Source organism: Methylorubrum thiocyanatum (assembly GCA_014138645.1).
GTDB classification, from domain to species: domain Bacteria; phylum Pseudomonadota; class Alphaproteobacteria; order Rhizobiales; family Beijerinckiaceae; genus Methylobacterium; species Methylobacterium thiocyanatum.
Genome location: JACJIB010000006.1, coordinates 301,404 through 318,021, shown reverse-complemented (window position 1 = coordinate 318,021; position 16,618 = coordinate 301,404). Strand labels below are relative to the sequence as shown.

The 16,618-nt window shown below is 70.4% G+C and carries 14 protein-coding genes; 4 read left to right on the top strand and 10 right to left on the bottom strand.

The window, feature by feature from the left end; genetic code table 11:
* Positions 1–19 precede the first annotated feature (19 nt).
* From HNR51_RS18135 to HNR51_RS18125, 3 genes are all read right to left on the bottom strand, one after another.
* Entirely contained in the window at positions 20–1,192 is a 1,173-nt protein-coding gene (locus tag HNR51_RS18135; protein ID WP_182555860.1) for a GGDEF domain-containing protein, read from the bottom strand.
* Positions 1,193–1,374: 182 nt separating this feature from the next.
* On the bottom strand, positions 1,375–2,856 hold the full coding sequence (locus HNR51_RS18130; protein WP_182555859.1) for an ATP-binding protein: 1,482 nt from the start codon (positions 2,854–2,856) through the stop codon (positions 1,375–1,377).
* Entirely contained in the window at positions 2,853–3,575 is a 723-nt protein-coding gene (locus tag HNR51_RS18125) for a response regulator (RefSeq protein ID WP_012455847.1), read from the bottom strand. The genes HNR51_RS18130 and HNR51_RS18125 overlap by 4 nt, the downstream gene beginning before the upstream one ends.
* 241 nt (positions 3,576–3,816) lie before the next feature.
* Between HNR51_RS18125 and HNR51_RS18120 the strand changes: the two genes are divergently transcribed.
* The 4 genes from HNR51_RS18120 (at position 3,817) to HNR51_RS18105 (ending at position 6,658) form a co-directional block, all read left to right on the top strand.
* A complete protein-coding gene (locus HNR51_RS18120) occupies positions 3,817–4,098 on the top strand; it encodes an accessory factor UbiK family protein (protein ID WP_141952804.1) in 282 nt (93 codons plus the stop codon).
* A 327-nt stretch (positions 4,099–4,425) separates the two neighbouring features.
* On the top strand, positions 4,426–4,932 hold the full coding sequence (locus HNR51_RS18115; RefSeq protein ID WP_012455845.1) for a type III secretion system chaperone family protein: 507 nt from the start codon (positions 4,426–4,428) through the stop codon (positions 4,930–4,932).
* Positions 4,933–4,977: 45 nt separating this feature from the next.
* Complete coding sequence (proC, locus tag HNR51_RS18110; RefSeq protein ID WP_182555858.1) at positions 4,978–5,808, top strand: pyrroline-5-carboxylate reductase; 831 nt, start codon at positions 4,978–4,980, stop codon at positions 5,806–5,808.
* Between the two features lie 70 nt (positions 5,809–5,878).
* Positions 5,879–6,658 (top strand): TetR/AcrR family transcriptional regulator, encoded by a 780-nt coding sequence (locus HNR51_RS18105; protein ID WP_182555857.1) that lies wholly within the window; start codon positions 5,879–5,881, stop codon positions 6,656–6,658.
* A gap of 633 nt (positions 6,659–7,291) precedes the next feature.
* Here HNR51_RS18105 and HNR51_RS18100 read toward each other — a convergent pair.
* From HNR51_RS18100 to HNR51_RS18070, 7 genes are all read right to left on the bottom strand, one after another.
* Positions 7,292–7,981: a DUF4142 domain-containing protein gene (locus HNR51_RS18100; protein ID WP_182555856.1), complete on the bottom strand. Its 690-nt coding sequence runs from the start codon at positions 7,979–7,981 to the stop codon at positions 7,292–7,294.
* Between the two features lie 154 nt (positions 7,982–8,135).
* Complete coding sequence (locus tag HNR51_RS18095; protein ID WP_182555970.1) at positions 8,136–8,636, bottom strand: GNAT family N-acetyltransferase; 501 nt, start codon at positions 8,634–8,636, stop codon at positions 8,136–8,138.
* A gap of 70 nt (positions 8,637–8,706) precedes the next feature.
* Positions 8,707–8,985, bottom strand: coding sequence for a DUF2218 domain-containing protein (locus HNR51_RS18090; protein WP_182555855.1), 279 nt, complete (start codon positions 8,983–8,985; stop codon positions 8,707–8,709).
* Between the two features lie 28 nt (positions 8,986–9,013).
* Complete coding sequence (locus HNR51_RS18085; RefSeq protein ID WP_182555854.1) at positions 9,014–9,850, bottom strand: sugar phosphate isomerase/epimerase family protein; 837 nt, start codon at positions 9,848–9,850, stop codon at positions 9,014–9,016.
* Positions 9,847–11,160 (bottom strand): DUF6005 family protein, encoded by a 1,314-nt coding sequence (locus HNR51_RS18080; protein ID WP_182555853.1) that lies wholly within the window; start codon positions 11,158–11,160, stop codon positions 9,847–9,849. The genes HNR51_RS18085 and HNR51_RS18080 overlap by 4 nt, the downstream gene beginning before the upstream one ends.
* Positions 11,157–14,138: an IucA/IucC family protein gene (locus HNR51_RS18075; protein WP_182555852.1), complete on the bottom strand. Its 2,982-nt coding sequence runs from the start codon at positions 14,136–14,138 to the stop codon at positions 11,157–11,159. Before HNR51_RS18075 ends, HNR51_RS18080 begins: the two co-directional genes overlap by 4 nt.
* Positions 14,122–15,909, bottom strand: coding sequence for an IucA/IucC family protein (locus HNR51_RS18070; protein ID WP_182555851.1), 1,788 nt, complete (start codon positions 15,907–15,909; stop codon positions 14,122–14,124). The genes HNR51_RS18075 and HNR51_RS18070 overlap by 17 nt, the downstream gene beginning before the upstream one ends.
* Positions 15,910–16,618 lie beyond the last annotated feature (709 nt).

The following is a 16,618-nucleotide window of genomic DNA, read 5'->3' as shown; positions in this document are numbered from 1 at the left end:
GGCCCCGGCACCGTTGGGATCAGGCCACCGCCACCCGGTTGCGGCCGAGATTCTTCGCTTGATAGAGGGCGGCATCGGCGGCGTTCACGAGCGTGTCCAGCTCCTTATGGCCCTTCTTCCAGGCGGCGACGCCGATCGACAGCGTCACCACGGCCGTCGGCCCGAGGCCGGGATGGGGAATCCCGACGCCTTCCACGCGTCGACGGATGGCGTCCCCGAGCGCGGCGGCCTGCGCCGCATCCATGCCCGGCAGCAGCACGAGGATCTCCTCGCCTCCGAAGCGGACGGCCGTTCCCACCGGGGGGGTGTTTTCGTTGGCCGGGATCAGCATCTCGCGCACCAGATCGCTGACGGTGCGGATGCACCGGTCGCCCGCCAGATGGCCCTGGGTGTCGTTGAACCGCTTGAAGTGGTCGATGTCGATCAGGAGCGCCCCGAGGGGCTCCCTGTCGCTCTTGGGGATGAGATCGACGCCGATGGTCGCGAGATGGTGCCGGTTGAACAGGCCCGTCAGTTGATCGGTCCGGGCCATCTCGGCGTTGTGCTCGATCATCGCTTCGACCCGGAGGCGCTGGAGAAAGCCGTAGCGCTCCGTCCGCTCCAGCACGAACGATCCCAGGAGGATGATGGCCGCCGCGATGAGGTAGAACACCACGATGTACCAGAAGGTCGGGGCATCGACCTCAGGCCGGTGCGCGACGGTTGTGATCTGGGTCACGACGATCAGCACCATCCCGATCACCGCCATCCGGAACCGGACCCGCTGCGCCAGGACCATGTAGACGATGACGAGCATGGCGCCGAGCTGGTAGGTCGCGACGTAGTGCGACGCGCTGAACGAGATGATCGCGGACGGCATCAGCACTGAGAGGAAACAGCCCCCCACCAGCATCCCGTCGACCTGCCAGGTCCGTGTCCGCCGTGGCAGGATCCAGATCGTAAGCAGGGTCAGCGGCGTGTAGACGCCCAGGCGCATCACGGCGAGCGGGCCGAGCACATCCGGCAGGATCATCCAGTCGGCCACGGAGTAGATATTGTAGAGAAGGATGGCGGCGAACAGCGTCGCCTGGGCGAGCCTGATGCGCTCAGGCAGGCCCTCCGTCTCGAAGCGCTCCTCGATGGGGGGGGAGAACCGCAACTGGTTGAGGCTTGCAAACTCGCCCTCGATGTTCGCGGTTCGGGAGAGACTCATCGAGGCGAGAACCAGGCCATTCCAATCCCCCGACGCTAGAGCAAGGGGGTTGCAGAATCCTTGCGGGCGCACCTCTGAATTGGGCGCTCGCAATCGATCCTCTTGCGCCGGATCGGAGGGTCACGAGGATGGATCTCTGGTCGGCGTCGGCGCCCTCCTTCCGCGTTCTGCGCAGGCGACGGTTACGCCGCCTTGCCGGCGCCTGTCTCCCCGGATCGTCCGGCGGCGAGCGGCAGCTCGATGCGGGCGCAGAAGCCGCCGCCGGGGCGGTTCTCCAGGCGCAGGCGCCCGCCATGGCCCTCGACGATGGCGAGCACGATCGACAGGCCGAGGCCGAAGCCGCTCGCGGCATCGAGGTTGCGAGCACGGTCGCCGCGCACGAACGGCTGGAGCATGGCGCTGCGCTCGGCATCGGGAATGCCGGGCCCGTCGTCGAGCACCTCCACCGCCACGCCCGGACGGTCGCCGGACCCCGCCGGTCCCATGACGAGGCGGGCGCCGCCGCCGTACTTCACGGCGTTGTCGACGAGGTTGGTGATCGCCCGCTGGAGGTCGTCGGGGCGGCCGCGCACGAGGACGTGCCGGGTCCGCTCCAGACTCACCGCCGCGCCGATATCAGAGAACCCGTCGCAGACCGTCTGCACCACCGAAGCGAGGTCGATCAGCGTGGTCTCGCCCTCCCCCGGCGTCCCCTGCCCGTCCCGTACATAGGAGAGCGCGGATTCCACGAGGCCGTTCATCTGGTCGAGGTCGCGCAGGGTCATCTCGCGGGCGCGCTCGTCCTCGATGAACTCGGCGCGCAGCCGCAGGCGGGTGATCGGGGTGCGCAGGTCGTGGCTGATCGCGGCCAGCATCTGCGTGCGGTCGTCGAGCAGGCGCAGGAGGCGGGTGCGCATCCGGTCGAGCGCGCGGGCGAGCGCCAGCACCTCCTCCGGTCCGCGCTTGGGCAGGGGCGGCGGCTCCTCCGCGGTGCCGAACGCCTCCGCCGCCGCGGCGAGGCCGGCGAGCGGCGCGGTCAGTGCCCGCGTCGCCCAGAACGAGAGCAGCGTGAGGCTGACGCCGAGGAAGACGAAGGTGAAGATGATCGGCCCCTGCGCCGGCGGGCGCGGGAAATCGTCGGGCAGGACCGCCCGCATCCGGGCGCCCGACGGGGTGGTGATGCCGATCTGCAGGACGCCGGATCTGCCCCGGTCGTGGCCGGGGGAGAGGTCGGTCACCGGCAGCGTCCGCCCGAAGCCGTCACGCAGGCGCTCGATCAGGGGATGGTGCCCGATCTCGTCCTCCGCCCTCCCCGGCTCCGCCGACGGCGCGGCACCGTCCCAGGGGGCGATCCGCAGGGTCGGCAGGCCCTGCGCCGCCGCCCGGAGAAGCCCGTCGCGCTCGGCCGGCTCGGCGGCGTCGAGGAGCCGCGCGACGGTGGAGAGCCGGGTCGCGGCCACCCCCGGCCGCTCGTCTGGGCGCCAGGGTTCCCGCAGGGCCAGCACCGCGACCGCCGCGAGCACGTGGGCGGCGAGCAGGGCCGCGACGACGAGGAGCGCGATCTGCCCGGCCGCCTTTTTCGGGCGCGGCCAGGGAAGCCGCAGCCAGGCCGGGCGCCGCGTGGGGTGCGGTGCGGTGGTTGGCGGAGCCTCGGCCGGTCCCGTTGCCGTTCTTACGGTGCTCATGAGCGGCCGATCTCCGGCGCGAACAGGTAGCCGCCCGAGCGGATCGTGCGGATGATCTCGGGGTTGCGCGGGTCGCGCTCGATCTTCTGGCGGATGCGTGAGACCAGGACGTCGATGCTGCGCTCGAACGGCCCCGCTGCTCGCCCCTGGGTGAGGTCGAGGAGCTGATCGCGGGAGAGGACGCGCCCCGGCCGCAGGCAAAGCGCGTGGAGCAGGTCGAACTCGGCCCCCGTGACGGCGATGCGCGCGCCCTCCGGGCTCAGCACTTGGCGCAAGCCGACATCGAGGGTCCAGCCCGAGAAGTGGAAGCGGCGCGCACCGTCCCCGTCCTGCGGCTCGGCGCCCTTGCGCCGCAGGATCGCCCGGATGCGCGCCAGCAATTCGCGCGGGTTGAACGGTTTGCCGAGATAGTCGTCGGCGCCGATCTCCAGCCCGACGATCCGGTCGATCTCCTCCGATTTGGCCGTGAGCATCAGGATCGGCACCTGCGACGAGGCCCTGAGGCGCCGGCACAGGCTCAGGCCATCCTCGCCCGGCAGCATCAGGTCGAGGACGATGAGATCGACCCGGGCATCGGCCAGCACCCGGTCCATCTCGCGCCCGTCGCCCGCGAGGCTCACCCGGCACTCGTTGGCGCGCAGGTAGCGCGCGACGAGGGCGCTGATCTCGCGGTCGTCCTCGACGACGAGGATGTGGGGCGTCGGCTGGTTCGTGGTCATGACGGGACGAGTCTTACGCCTGCGCCCTCTCCGCCTGGAAGTATGGCCGGCCCTGAAGATTGTAACCGCGCGTTTCCGCTGCGTGTCCCGACACCTGCGGTAACAATCCGGGCCGGTTTTCCGCGCCCCGCGCCGCGCCGGCCCGGTCGTTTCGCGGACGGGCTCGATTGCCCTGCCGGCCGCCGATTCTTATGTCGGTGCGGCGTGCTCGAACAGGTCCGGGCGCCGGAGGAGAATCCCCATGCAAGGCTCGAACCGCCTATTCGACGACGTCGCCCGCCTGTTCACCGATGCCGCCGGGGCCGCCCAGGGCGTGCGCCGCGAGGCGGAGACGATGTTCAAGGGCCAGGTCGAGCGCCTGATCCGCGACATGGATGTCGCCACCCGCGAGGAGGTGGACGTGCTGCGCGATCTCGTCGCCGCACTCCGCAGCCAGAACGACGCGCTCGCCGCCCGGGTCAGCGCCCTGGAGGCCCGGCTCGGCGCCGAGCCGGGCAGCGCCGGCAGCACGGAATCGGTCTGAGCGGCAGCACAGAGTCGCCGAAGACTCACCCTTGAGGGAAAACGCGGAATCCGGATTTCTTTGCACAGGAAGCATCGGTGGATAGCCGCGTTGCCCACCGCTGATGCCGGGGCGATGCTTTGAAGCCCGCGGGGCGCGCGGGCTATAAACGATCCGAAGTTGATTCGCCCCGGCGGAAAGGTGGAACCGAACCCCGGGGTCGTGAAATCTGGATTGAACCCCTCCGCAGGACGGAGATCGACGGAGGTCGCCCCGACTCCCGTCACGGCCCTGCTTTGCCCGCCGGCCCGATCGAGTGCCTCGACCGGTTCGACAACTTGGATCGCCATGACCCAGCTTAGCTTTATCGAAGACAGCGACCGGCCGGAGCACCCGCTCGATGTCGTCGAGCGCCTCGCCTCGCTGCGGGACTGGATCTTCGACCGTATCGAGACCGACGAGATGTCGGTTTCCGTCTCGGGCCGCTGGGCCGAGTACCACGTCGCCTTCACCTGGATCGAGGAAGTCGAATCGCTGCACGTGGCCGCCGCCTTCGACCTGAAGGTGCCGGAGCGGCGCCGGGCCGAGATCCTGCGGCTCGTCGCCCTCGTGAACGAGCAGCTCTGGATCGGCCATTTCGATCTGTGGTCGTCGGACAGCGTGGTGATGTTTCGCCATTCCCTGCTGCTCACCGACGGCATCGCGCCGACGCAGGGACAGTGCGCGATGATGATGAAGACGGCGACCGACGCCTGCGAGCGCTACTATCAGGCGTTCCAGTTCGTGCTCTGGGCCGGCAAGGAGGCCCGCGAGGCTCTCGACGCGGTGCTGTTCGAGACCGAGGGGGAGGCGTAAGCCGCCGGCCTTGATTCGGTGCGTCGGCGGTGGGATCGAGGGCCCATGACGCGCGCGACCGATCCGACCGCCTTCCCCACCCCCCTGGTTCTGGCCGGTGCCGGCAAGATGGGAGCGGCCCTGCTGCGGGGCTGGCTCGCGGGCGGTCTCGATCCCGCCGCGGTGACGGTCGTCGATCCGCAGCCCGCCCCCGAGATCGCCGGGCTCTGCGCCGAGCGGGCCTTGCGCCTCAACCCACACGCCGACGGTCCGGCCGGGGCGCTGGTGCTCGGGATCAAGCCGCAGGTTCTCGATGCGGCGGCGCCCGCGCTCTCGCCCTGGATCGGCCCGGACACCCTCGTCGTCTCGATCCTGGCGGGCAAGACCATCGCCGACCTGAAGCGCCGCCTGCCGGCCGCCCGCGCGGTGGTGCGGGCCATGCCCAACCTGCCCGCCAGCATCGGCCGGGGCGCGACCGGCGCCGTCGGCAGCCCCGAGGTCGGGCCGCAGGCGCGGGCGGGGGCGGAGCGGCTGCTCGCCAGCTCCGGCCTCGTCGCGTGGCTCGACGACGAGGCGCTGATCGATGCGGTGACCGCGGTCTCGGGATCCGGCCCGGCCTACGTCTTCCTGCTGGCCGAGGCGCTCGCGGAAGCCGGCGTGGCGGCGGGCCTTCCGCCGGACCTGTCGGCCCAGCTCGCTCGCGCCACCATCGCCGGCGCCGGGGCGCTGCTCGATGCCGATACCCGCGAGGCCGGGCAACTGCGCCGGGACGTCACCTCGCCCGGCGGCACCACCGCGGCGGCGCTCACCGTGCTGATGCGCGAGGGGGCTGTGCCCGACCTGATGCGGGAGGCGGTCGCTGCGGCCAAGCGCCGGGCGGGCGAATTGTCCGGCTGAGGGCGCGACGGGTTCAACCTGGCGGCTTCGCCCCTACATGAGACGTCGAACCGAACACGGAGCACGGATCATGGACACGGCCCCCGAGCCCGAGACCGGCAAGTCCCAGACGGGTAAGCCGTCCGATTCGTCGCAATCGGCCGATCCGCAGGCCACCGCCTCGCACAAGCCCAACCCGCGCGAGGCCGCGGTCGAGGCACTGATGCGGCTTGCCGCCGAGCAGCCCTGGAACGACATCGAGGTCGGTGACATCGCCCGGGAGGCGGGCCTGAGCCTCGCGGAGCTGCGGGACCTGTTCCCCTCGAAGGGGGCCGTGCTCGGCGGATTGTCGCGCATCATCGACCGCAAGGTGCTGGAGATCGACACCGGCGACCTCGCCGACGAGCCGGCCCGCGAGCGCCTGTTCGACGTGCTGATGCGCCGTCTCGACGCGATGGCCCCCTACAAGCCGGCCCTGCGCCGCATCGCCTTCGCCCTGCGCGGCGACGTTCTCTCGATGCTGGCGCTGAACGGGGTCGCCCTCAACTCGCACCGCTACATGCTGGCCGCCGCCGGCATCGACACCGAGGGGCCGCTGGGCCGGCTCAAGCTGCAGGGCACCGTCATCGCCTTCGCCCGCACCGTCGAGGTCTGGCTGGACGATGACGATCCGGCGCTCGCCCGCACCATGGCCAAGCTCGACCGCGAGATCCGTCGCGGCGAGACGATCATGGAGCGCGCCGACGACGCCCGCCGGCTCACCGCGCCCCTGCGCGCCCTCGGCCGTGCCCTGATGGAGCGCCGCGCTCCCCGCGACCGGACGCCGCCCGGAGGCGACGGAGAGGATCGCGACCCGGCCGCGGCGATCTGAGCGGCTACGACGAGCCTGTTCGAACTAGGGCCGAACGGGTTTGCCGACATCGCTCAGGACAGGCCGATCCGAAGGGCGGGTGCGCAACTCGGTGTGGACAATCCTCGCTGAGGAATGCCCGCGTAACGGGTTGAATATGTGATCATGCTTCTTTGGGGCGAGTGCTTCGGTGGGAGGGCTCGCTCCTTGAGTTTCAAACACAGGAAGTTCGCTGCAATCGTGGCGAAAAAATTCTTCTACTTTACGATTATTGGATTGGCCTCGGGTGTCGGTTCGATGATCAGTCCCGGTCCCGGTCCTGGCGAATATTTGTTGCGGTGGGACCTGTCTAAGATCGTCATAGCTGCTTCGGTTGGGATGGTGATGGGGACGTTCGTAGGTGTGATCGACGCCCGAAACTGGTTGAAATCGTATTGGAAGACGGTTCACGCTTTGGCAGAAGAGGGCAAGGATCCCGCGTCGGCCTTTCCTCCGGTGCAGCCTCGGGCTCGGACGCCATTCTGGCCATAGGGGGACCTCCGGGAGGCGCAGTCCGCGGGCCCGGAGGAACCTTCACCGAACGTCTTGAGGGCGCACCGCCCATCAAATCCCTCAGGAATCAAAATCCAGAGCGATGCGCCGCGTCGTCCCGGCCTAACCCTGCCGCGCGCCGCCCATCGTCGCCTGCATCCGCGAGAGCTGCGCGATGTGCCGCTGGATCAGCGGAATCGAGCCTGCCGCGATGCGGCGCAGGCCCGGATCGTCGCCGGCCTGGGCGTAGGAGCCGTGGATGTTGAGGGCCTCCTGATGCCCCTGGAGCGAGGCGTTGACGAACATCGCGTCGTATTCCGGGCCGGGCTGCATTCCGGAGAGCTGCGACAGGATCTGCGCCTTCTGCTCGTCCGTCGTCATGCCGCCGGGGCCGCCCCCGCCGGGCATGCCCAGGGCGCCGCCGACCACGCCGCCGACCGCGCCGACGGTCGCCCCCGCAACGCCGCCCGCCACCGCCAGCGGCGCGGCGACCAAGCCGCCGACGAGGCCGCCCGGGCCGGCAGGCGCGCCGGCCGCCATGGGCGCCGCCTCCAGATACGGGTCGAGCTTGCGGGCGAGGTTGACCTGCTCGGTCACCTCCGCCCGGCTGAAGGCCTTCACCCGCGGATTGCGGGTCTTGGCGTGGGCATCGCGCGCCGTGTTCTCGAGGAACAGCCCGCCCTTCGTCGCCATGGCGAGGTAGACGGGCGCCGGGATGGTGCCGGCCGGTGAGGGTTGGGCCAGGGCGGTACGGGTGACGGCCAAAGCGGCCGTGGCGGTCAGCAGGGTCGTCAGAAAATCGCGCCGATGCATGGTGTCGGATCTCCCGGAATGGAAACGAAACCCGAGCGCCGATTTTCTTGAGCGGAGCCGGAGTCTGACGGGCGAAACCTGCGGAAAATCAGCAATGTTCCTGATGTATGCCGGCCATGCCGATTGAAAACGCTGTTGCCGGACGGGCCGAAGCTCAGGGCCAAGCCGGCGGGTGCAAACGGGCCATGCAATGCACGTCGGCGAAGCGGCCGTTGCGGAAGGTGGCCGCCCTGTGGGTGCCCTCAATCACGAAGCCGAATTTCTCATAGAGCGCGATGGCCCGCGTATTGTCGGTGAAGACCGTCATCTCGATGCGCTGAATATTGATCCAGTTGTCCGCCGTATCGATCACCGCCGCGAGCAGTCGCGAGCCGATGCCGTTTCCGGCAAAATCCTCGTGGACGGCGATCCAGAACTCCGCCGCATGGGCGCGCCGGCCGTAGAAGGGACGCAGGGCCGCCGCCCCGACGACGCGGTCGTTCGCCTCAGCGGCGAGGTGCAGGTCCCGCGGCGAGCGGGGCTCCGCCCATTTCTTCACCGCCTCGAAGGACTCGTAAGGGAGAGCGAGCGTTCCGAAGCGGAAGGCGGGCTGGTTGTAGATCTCGAACAGATCCGGCGCGTCATCCTCGCGCATGGCCCGTATCGTCACATCCATGCTGGTCCTCGTCTGATCCATTCCGGTCTTGGCTCCGTGGGCGATGCGTCCGCGTTTCGACGGACGCTGCTCACGTCCACTCGAAGCGCAGCGTCTCGCGGAAGGCGAAGCGCTCGATGTGGCGCACGACGACGTCGCGCAGGTCGGGCAGGCTCGCCGGATCATGCGCCGTCAGGTCGATCGTCAGGGTCTCGGCATCGGCAGTCAGGCGCGTCTCGCCGAGCGGCAGTGCGATCCGGGCCTGCGTCGCGTTCGATTCGGTCTCGAACCGGTGCGACCAGTGCTTGCAGAGCTGCTGGAGATAGCGGCTCGCATGCGGGGTGCCGACGACGGCACGGCTCTCGGTCATGGCGGTCTCCTGGAGATCCGGCGCACGCTCAGCGCGCGGCGTGGAGGGGGCCGGCCCCGCGGCGGCCGGCGGTGGCGCTGCGCAGGCGGAAAAGGTCGGTCGGCAGCACCGAGAAGCAGGCCTCGCCGAACCATTCGAGCGAGCCTTCCGCCTGCGGCGGCAGCGTCTTCAGGAAGGCGGCGTAATCCAGCGCCCCCTCGAACAGGCCGGTCATGCCCTCGCGCCGTCCGGCCGCGGCGTAGACGTTGGCCGGTTCGAACACCGACAGGTCGGCGCGGCTGCGGACGTTCTTGAGATGGTAGTAATCGATATGCGGGCTGAGCCGGGCATGGGCCGCGAGCGGGTCGTCGCCGCCCTCCCAGACGTGGAGCGTGTCGAAGTTCACCTTGAGGTTCGGGTGATCGACCGCCGCCAGCAGGTCGAGGAGCGAGTCGGTGGTGTCGGCCAGCGTGCCGGGATGCGTCTCCACCACGAGCCGCAGGCCCTGGTCGGCGAGCCGCTCGGCCGCCATCCGCAGGCGCCCGGCGACATGGGCGCGCTCTTCGGCCGAGGCCGCGGCGCTGGCCTGGGTTCCGGCAAAGGTGCGAAGCCGCGGCGCCCCCCAACTTCCTGCGAGCCGGGCGAGTTCGTCCGTGCGCTCGGCCAGGGTTTCGGGGCTTGCGTCGAGCGGCAGGTAGTCGCTCAGCATCGGCACCCGCAGGCCGTAGGCGGCGAGCCATTCGGCGTGGTCGCCGGGGCCGAGATTGCGGGCGTGCACCCCCCACAACTCGATCCCGTCGAAGCCGTGGCCGCGGGCGAAGCGGGCGAGTTCGCCGATCGACACGAGGTGATGGCGAAAGCTGATGGTGCAGAGGGCAATTCTCATGCGGGGAGCCTTTCGCGGGAGGGCGGCGCGGCGTGCCCGAGATCCGGGCTTTTCTGCCGCCACGCGGCGTAGGCCGAGGCGAGCTGCCGCTTGATCGCGGATTCCTGCGCGTCGAGCGCGTCGAGCCGGGCGAGGACGGGGGCGAGTTCGGCCGTGTCCCCGGTGCGGGCGAGCTTCAGCACGGCGTAGTGCAGGGCGGTGAGGCCGTTCACCAGGGCCTCGATCTCGTCGCAGATCCGCTGGAATTCCGGGTCCGGCCAGCGCAGCGCTCGCCAGAAGAAGGCGAAGCCGTGCTCGTAGGCCCATTTGCGGATGGTGATGACCGGCAGTTCGCGCAGGGCCTCGCCGAGATCGGTCAGCCGCAAGCCCCCACGGCCCTCCGCATGGGCGAGCACGATGGCCCGGGCCGCATCGATCAGCGGGTTGGTGTCGAACCGGAAGCAGGCGTCGAAGAAGGCCGCCAGATCCGCATCCCTCGGCGGATGGGCGCGCGCGGGATCGAAGCGGTAGCCGCCGGCGACGCTCGGCTGGCGGATGGCGTTCAGCATCCGCTCGCGCTCGATCACGCCCTCCCAGCGGAAGTCGGGGTCGCGCACCTGCCAGAGGGCCGGGTCGTCACTGCGTTCGACCAGCAGGTAATGCGGGAAGGGGTTCTGGTTGAACTTGTTCTCCCGCTCGGGGAGGTGGAACATGTCGAGCATCACCATGATGCGCGTGTCGGGCTCCCGGTGCTCCAGCAGGTCGAGCAGGGTGGCGACGTTCTCGTCCTTCGAGCGGGAATGGTCGTACCAGGGCACGAGCGGCACGCCGTAGAGCCGCTCGAACCAGTAGCGGAACGACTCGTGGTCCATCGCGTCCGAGTGGTAGGCGAGCTTGGACCCGTCGGTGATGGCGAACTCGGCGTCCCAGATCAGGGCGTAGAACGGGCGGTGATCGATGCCGCGGCGTTTGAGCCCGTCGCAGACGCAACTGACGAAGCAGTGGATCTTCAGGTCGTAGGGCATCGCGCCGTGGACGCCCTCGGAGGACGCCTCCGGTTCGGCGGGCTCCGCGGACGGTTCGGCCGTGCCCGGTGCCAGGAGCCGGGCGAGGTCGGCGACGGTGGAGACGTCCTGCCGGTTGATCGCCGCTTCCGGCACCGACACGCCGTGCGTCAGCTCCAGCGCCAGGATGAGCTGAAGCAACTGGACGGAATCGAGGTAGAGATCCTCGTTCAGCCGCGCCTCCGGCCCGAAGCGGTCGAGATGGGGATGGTGCATCTCCTCGCGCAGCACCGTGCCGATGGCGGTAATCAGCGTCTGGTTGCTCACGCCACGGCCTCCAGGCTGCCGGCCCGGTACTGCGCAGCGACCGCGCGACGAGAAATCTTGCCGTTGGCCTCGCGCGGGATCGCCCCGACCTGCACCGCCTCGACCGGCACCTGATGGCCGGCGAGCCAGCGGCGGCACCAGTCCTGGAGGGTGCGGGGCGGCACGGGTGTTTCGGCGCTGAAGAGCAGGGTCACCCGCTCGCCCGCGAACGGGTCGGGCCGGGCGAAGGCCACGGCATCGGTGACGCCGGGCAGCGCCATCACCACATCCTCGACCTCGCCGGGATAGACGTTGAGGCCCGAGACGTTGATCGTGTCGTCCTTGCGCGCGACGAAGATCAGCATGCCGTCGGGCTCGAGATAGCCGAGATCGGCGGTGCGGATCGCTCCGTCCTCCCCCTCGACCACGATCTCCGCCGGCGCCGCGGCGCTGGTCCCGGCCCGGACGCGGTGGTGCGGCAGCGGGCGGCCGATGGCGTCGGCCCGGCGCAGATCCGGATTGATCGCGATGCAGCCGGCTTCCGAGCAGCCGTATTGCTGGAACAGGTGGGTGACGCGCCCGCGGATGGCGGCAAACCACGGCGCCGGCAGGAGCGTGCCTGAGACCATCGCCGCGTGCAGGGTCTCGCCCTCGGGCAGCAGACGGGCCAGCGTGTGCAGCATGGCCGGCGCGGTGTAGAGCACCGGCCGCTCGATCTCGCGCAGGCGGCGCAGGAGGTATTTCGGGTTGGTGGTGTCCACGATCACCGGCACGCGGCCGCGGCGCAGACCCACGAACAGCCCGCAGATCAGACCGTAGGAATGGGTGATCGGACAGGCGATGACCGGGGTCATCCCGTCCGGCTCGGTGAACGCCGAGACGTAGCTCTCGATCTCGCGCTCCACCGCGCTCCAGGGGCGGGCGATGCATTTAGGCTCGCCGGTGGTGCCGGAACTCATCTGGAGCAGTTCGCCCTCCCCCGGCACCGGCGGGGCGGCGCCGGCCAGGGTCTCGCCCGCGAGATCGTCGAGGAACAGGCGATGGCAGCCGGCGCGCGCGGCGAGCCGGCGTGCTCCCTCGTCGGGCAGGGCCGGATGGATCGGCAGCAGGCTCGCCCCGTTGCGCCGGGCGGCGAGAATGAAGGCGAGGCTCTCGGCGGTGTCGCGGAAGCGCGCGGCGACGCGCTCGCCGCTGCCGCCGCGCAGGGCCGCCGCGTCCGCGACGCGCCGGATGGCGGCCTCCATCGCGTCCGCCGGGATGGTGCGGCCGTCGATCTCGATCATGCAGGCTCCGGAAGAGGCGTGAGGGGAAGGGAACAGAGCGTTGGCGGCCAGCAGGCTGCCCTGCGCCGCGCCAAGCCCGAGCTTGCGCGACAACAGCGCCTCGACCCGCAGCCGGGGCGCCTCGACAGCGAGGCGGGCGAAGCGCGCCTCCAGCCCGTGCGTGGCCGCGTGGCGCCGCAAACGCTGTCCGAGGCGGCGCCAGAACGCCGCCTCGTCGAGGCCGTGATCGAGGGCCAGCAGGCCGGTGATGTCGCTGAGGTTGAAGACGAACAGGCTGTCGGTGACGAGTTCGGCGAGCGTCGCGGCCGAGCGCATGGCATGGAAGCGGTCGTCGGCCGGGCCGGCATGGGCCGGGTCGATCGCCCCGAAATCCGGAACGCGCTCCGGGCTGGTCACGAAGTCGGGGGCGTATTCCGCGCTCTCGTGGAAGTCGCGCAGGATCACCCGTTCCGGCCAGCCATCGCGGTGGACCAGAATCGTGTTCTGGCCATGCGCCTCCAGGGCGACGCCGTGGGCTGCCAGAAGGTGCCAGACCGGCATGACCGCGACCTCGACCAAGCGGTCGAGCCAGGCGTCGCGGCCGTATCGGTCGAGCCAGGGCGCGACGAAGGGGCGGCCGTCCGCCTCGTGGACGCAGAGCGCGTTGAAGGGGAGAGCCGCCTCCCCGGGGACGAGGCGCGGGCTCTCCCGCCAGATCGCGGCGAGATGGCCGGCGAGCGGCCCGTCCCGGTCGACGAGCGCGGCGGCGTATTCGCGCAGCACCGTCACGCGGCCCCGCAGCAGGACATCGCCCGCGACGAGGCCGGCGAGCCAGTGCGACAGGGCCGGGCCCGTCAGCACGAAATGCGGGTCGAGGATGCGCAGGCTCGAGGTCGAGACGACGGCGAGCGGCAGCTTCACGCTCGCGGCGGAAGGGGCATCAAGGTTGTGCAGCGTGCGCAGCGACTGGCTCGCGACGTAGCGCGGGCCGGCGATGCCGAGCGCAACGGCGCGGCCCTCCGCCAGCCAGGGCCGCAGGGCTGCGCCTTCGAGCCGGCGCATCTGCCAGGGATGGACCGGCAGGAGCGCGTGCGTGTCGAGGGAATGCCCGGCGGCGGCGAGGCGGCGGGCCAGCACCTCCCCCTCCGCGCCGAGTTCGGCCCGCCAGAATTCGGCCTCCGCGCCCGGCAGCGCGAGGGCGATCGCATCGCGTCGGACCGCGAGCCATTCGAGGCGGAACGGCGCGGCCGCCTCGGGCCCGTAGCGGCGGTGATCCTCCAGGGTGAAGCCGGTGCGCGCCTTGAAGCTCGGATGGTAGGGATGGCCCTCCCAGAGGGCCGCATCGAGCGCGGCGAAGGACAGGGCGCGGCGCGCCGGAGGCGTCAGGTTTTCGGCGTTCCAGCGGCAGAGCGCGACCGTCTGCTCCAACTCGGTCCGCAGCCGTGCCCTCGCCTCGGCGGCGGCGGGCAGGGCGTCCACGAGGCTGGCGAGGTCGGCGGGCACCCACCCCTCCCCGTCCGCCCGCTCGATCGAGCCGGGGTCGAGGCGGGGGCGGCCGAAGGGACCGAGCGTGCCGGCCGCGCGGAAGCGATGCGGGCCGAGGCGCCATGCGAGCCGGCGGGCGCCGGCGGCAGGCTCGGGCTCGGGCTCGGCCAGCCCCTCGAACAGGACGGCCTGTGCCAACTGGCGCAGGACGCGCTCCTCGGGGCGGCTCATGGTCTCACGAAGCGAGGGCATGGCCGGCCTCGCTGCGAGCCGCCGCACGCGCGCTGAGCGGGTTCGGCATGTCGATGTAGTTGCCGGTTCCATCGCCCGAGGCGAGTTCGTCGCGGTCGCACAGGCGCACCCGCAGGTTGGCCTTGGTGCAGAGGGTCGGACCCTCCAGCACCGAGCGGGCGAAGGCGCGGCCGGCGCCGGTCAGGCGGCGCGCCATCGCTTCCAGGCGACGGGCGAGATCGTCGAGGAGGGTTTCTTCGCGCGCCAGCCCGTCATGGCCCATGCGGGCGATGACGGAGAAGATCTGGTTGACCACGAGATAGTAGGCGAGCCGCCGCCGGATCTCGCCGTCGGCGAAGTAGAGCGAGCCGATGGTGCCGGTCTCGGGTGCGTCGCGCAGGAGCCGGGGGCGGGCGGCCTCGGAGAGGTAGAAGCCCTGGTTATCGCGGTAGAAGCCGCGCCGCGGCCAGCCGGAGGCGACGTCGAGCAGCGCGTTCTGCTGGTGGGCCTCCAGCGCGATGCCGTGCCCGTCGTAGAGCGCGACCACCGGTTCCAGCATGCAGTCGAGATAGAGCCCGAACCACCGGCGCGCGGCATGCGCGCGGTCGGCCGTTTCCCCCGGGCAGACCTGCCGCAGGAGGGCCTCCAGCCGCGAGGGGCGGCCGGGCAGCGGCTCGGCGGTCAGCGCCGCCAGGGTGGCGATCCCGCGCTCCGCCCCGTTGCGGAACGGGTTTTCGCGCAGAACCGTCTCGAAGCCGCTCTCCTCGCGGCCGGGGCAATGCAGGGTGAGATAGGCCGGGTCGGCCAGGATCCGGAAGTTCGGATGCCGCGCCTCGAAGCCGCTCTTGGCGAGCAGCCGGGCCACGGCGACGCCGGCCTTGAGTTCGGCGAGCCGGTTCACCCGCAGCGAGTTGGTGAGGGTGACGGGCAGCGAGAACTTCGCCATCCACGGGCTCTCGGCCGTGTAGACAGTGCGCAGCGAGGAGGTCGCGGTGAAGCGGGGGCCGAAGGCGCCGAGCCGCCGGACGCGGCCCGCCGCGACGAGTGCGGCGACATGCGGCTCCAGCATCAGCGCCTCGGCCTGGAGCGGGTGCATCGGCAGAGCGGTCTCCCCCGCGCGCAAGTCGAGCCGGGCGGCATCGCTGCCGAGGAGGTCGAGGGCGAGGTCGGGGGCGGCGCGGGTCACCGCGGAATCGTGGCGGACGAGGCTCGCCTCGGCGGCGAACACATCGAGCCGGAACGACCCGCCCTCCTCCGGCGCGTAGGCGCGAGCCTGCCAGGTCGTGAGGCCCTGCCGGCTCTTGGGCGTCGGGTGCAGCCAGTGGCCGAAGACCAGGGCGCGCTCGCCCGCGATGAAATCCGTCTCCGCATCGCTGCGCCGCCCGGCGAGGTCGAGCAGGCGGGCGGTCTCGCGGTAGCTGTCGAGCACACGCCCGAGCAGTTCCAGCTCGCGCTCGCGGGCGGTCTCACCCCGTCCCTCGTCGGCGCGGGAATACGCCTCGGCCAGAAGTTCCTGCAGCGCCCGCATCGGTGCGACCGTCCGCCAGCGCGGCTCGTGCAGGTGGCGGGTCCAGAGGCGGCCGAACCCTTGCGCGCCGCACAGCGAGGGCGACCGGATCTCGGCCCGGATCGCGAGGCGCCGGCTGCGCAGGTTCCATTCCACGCACGGCGCGGGCGGCCCGTCCGCCAGGGCGTGGCGGACGCGGATGCCGGGGTCGATCTCGCGCAGATACCCGTTGGCGAAGCTGCGGAAGGCGGCCGCCTCGGCAACCGTCTGAGACGATGGTGGCATGTTGACCGAACCTCGTGAGAGCCTCCGGGACCGCTTTCGGGGTGGTCCCCGTGTTCGTGCCCCGTGTTCGTGTGGCGCCGCCTCAGCGGAGCGATGCGGCCGTCCGGCTTCCGGCCTGTGCGGGCCTCGCCGCCGTGCGGGCCACCGGCTTGGCGAACGGAAGCGGCGCGCGGTTTCGGGAGTAAGAAGAGGACGTTTGCCGAAGCGTAAGCAGAAGAAAATGCTCTTCGTTGTACTTGCTCATCGGACTGAGGACTCCCTCGAATCGCGTGAAGCTGAGGTGCGTGTTGCTCAAACTTCAGCTGTGCGTCAAGGGAAGTAAAACTTATTGGAATTGTTCTTGATACAGGGTGTTTGCGTGTTTGCGCTGTTGCGCCAGTTGGTTGCTGCCGGCGATATTTTTAATTTCTTCGACCGTGCTGCAGAGGCCTGACGACGACGCTCGCCGACGAACCCGTTCGCCTCGGCCTTCGTCGCCGACCGCACCCGACGGCATCGGCCGTCAGGGCGCCGCTCAGCCAGCGACGAGACGGCGTGTGTCCGATGTGCAACGAGGTGTTTAAATGAAGCGTATTCTGTAATTGTTATAGTTCTCGCCTTTTCCGAGTGAGGCATTTTTCGATTGTATCCGCAACGCTTTGCGGTGGAACCGGCCTGTAGACTGGAAAATATCTAAGCTATTGCGGTGCTTGCATAATCCGCGCGCCTG

Bases quoted from the DNA above. Each gene is read 5' to 3' on its own strand.
- HNR51_RS18085 (WP_182555854.1), bottom strand. From the start codon at position 9,850: ATGAGAATTGCCCTCTGCACCATCAGCTTTCGCCATCACCTCGTGTCG.
- HNR51_RS18075 (WP_182555852.1), bottom strand. From the start codon at position 14,138: ATGCCCTCGCTTCGTGAGACCATGAGCCGCCCCGAGGAGCGCGTCCTG.
- HNR51_RS18135 (WP_182555860.1), bottom strand. From the start codon at position 1,192: ATGAGTCTCTCCCGAACCGCGAACATCGAGGGCGAGTTTGCAAGCCTC.
- HNR51_RS18090 (WP_182555855.1), bottom strand. From the start codon at position 8,985: ATGACCGAGAGCCGTGCCGTCGTCGGCACCCCGCATGCGAGCCGCTAT.
- proC (WP_182555858.1), top strand. From the start codon at position 4,978: ATGACGCGCGCGACCGATCCGACCGCCTTCCCCACCCCCCTGGTTCTG.
- HNR51_RS18125 (WP_012455847.1), bottom strand. From the start codon at position 3,575: ATGACCACGAACCAGCCGACGCCCCACATCCTCGTCGTCGAGGACGAC.
- HNR51_RS18120 (WP_141952804.1), top strand. From the start codon at position 3,817: ATGCAAGGCTCGAACCGCCTATTCGACGACGTCGCCCGCCTGTTCACC.
- HNR51_RS18130 (WP_182555859.1), bottom strand. From the start codon at position 2,856: ATGAGCACCGTAAGAACGGCAACGGGACCGGCCGAGGCTCCGCCAACC.
- HNR51_RS18105 (WP_182555857.1), top strand. From the start codon at position 5,879: ATGGACACGGCCCCCGAGCCCGAGACCGGCAAGTCCCAGACGGGTAAG.
- HNR51_RS18115 (WP_012455845.1), top strand. From the start codon at position 4,426: ATGACCCAGCTTAGCTTTATCGAAGACAGCGACCGGCCGGAGCACCCG.
- HNR51_RS18070 (WP_182555851.1), bottom strand. From the start codon at position 15,909: ATGCCACCATCGTCTCAGACGGTTGCCGAGGCGGCCGCCTTCCGCAGC.
- HNR51_RS18100 (WP_182555856.1), bottom strand. From the start codon at position 7,981: ATGCATCGGCGCGATTTTCTGACGACCCTGCTGACCGCCACGGCCGCT.
- HNR51_RS18095 (WP_182555970.1), bottom strand. From the start codon at position 8,636: ATGGATGTGACGATACGGGCCATGCGCGAGGATGACGCGCCGGATCTG.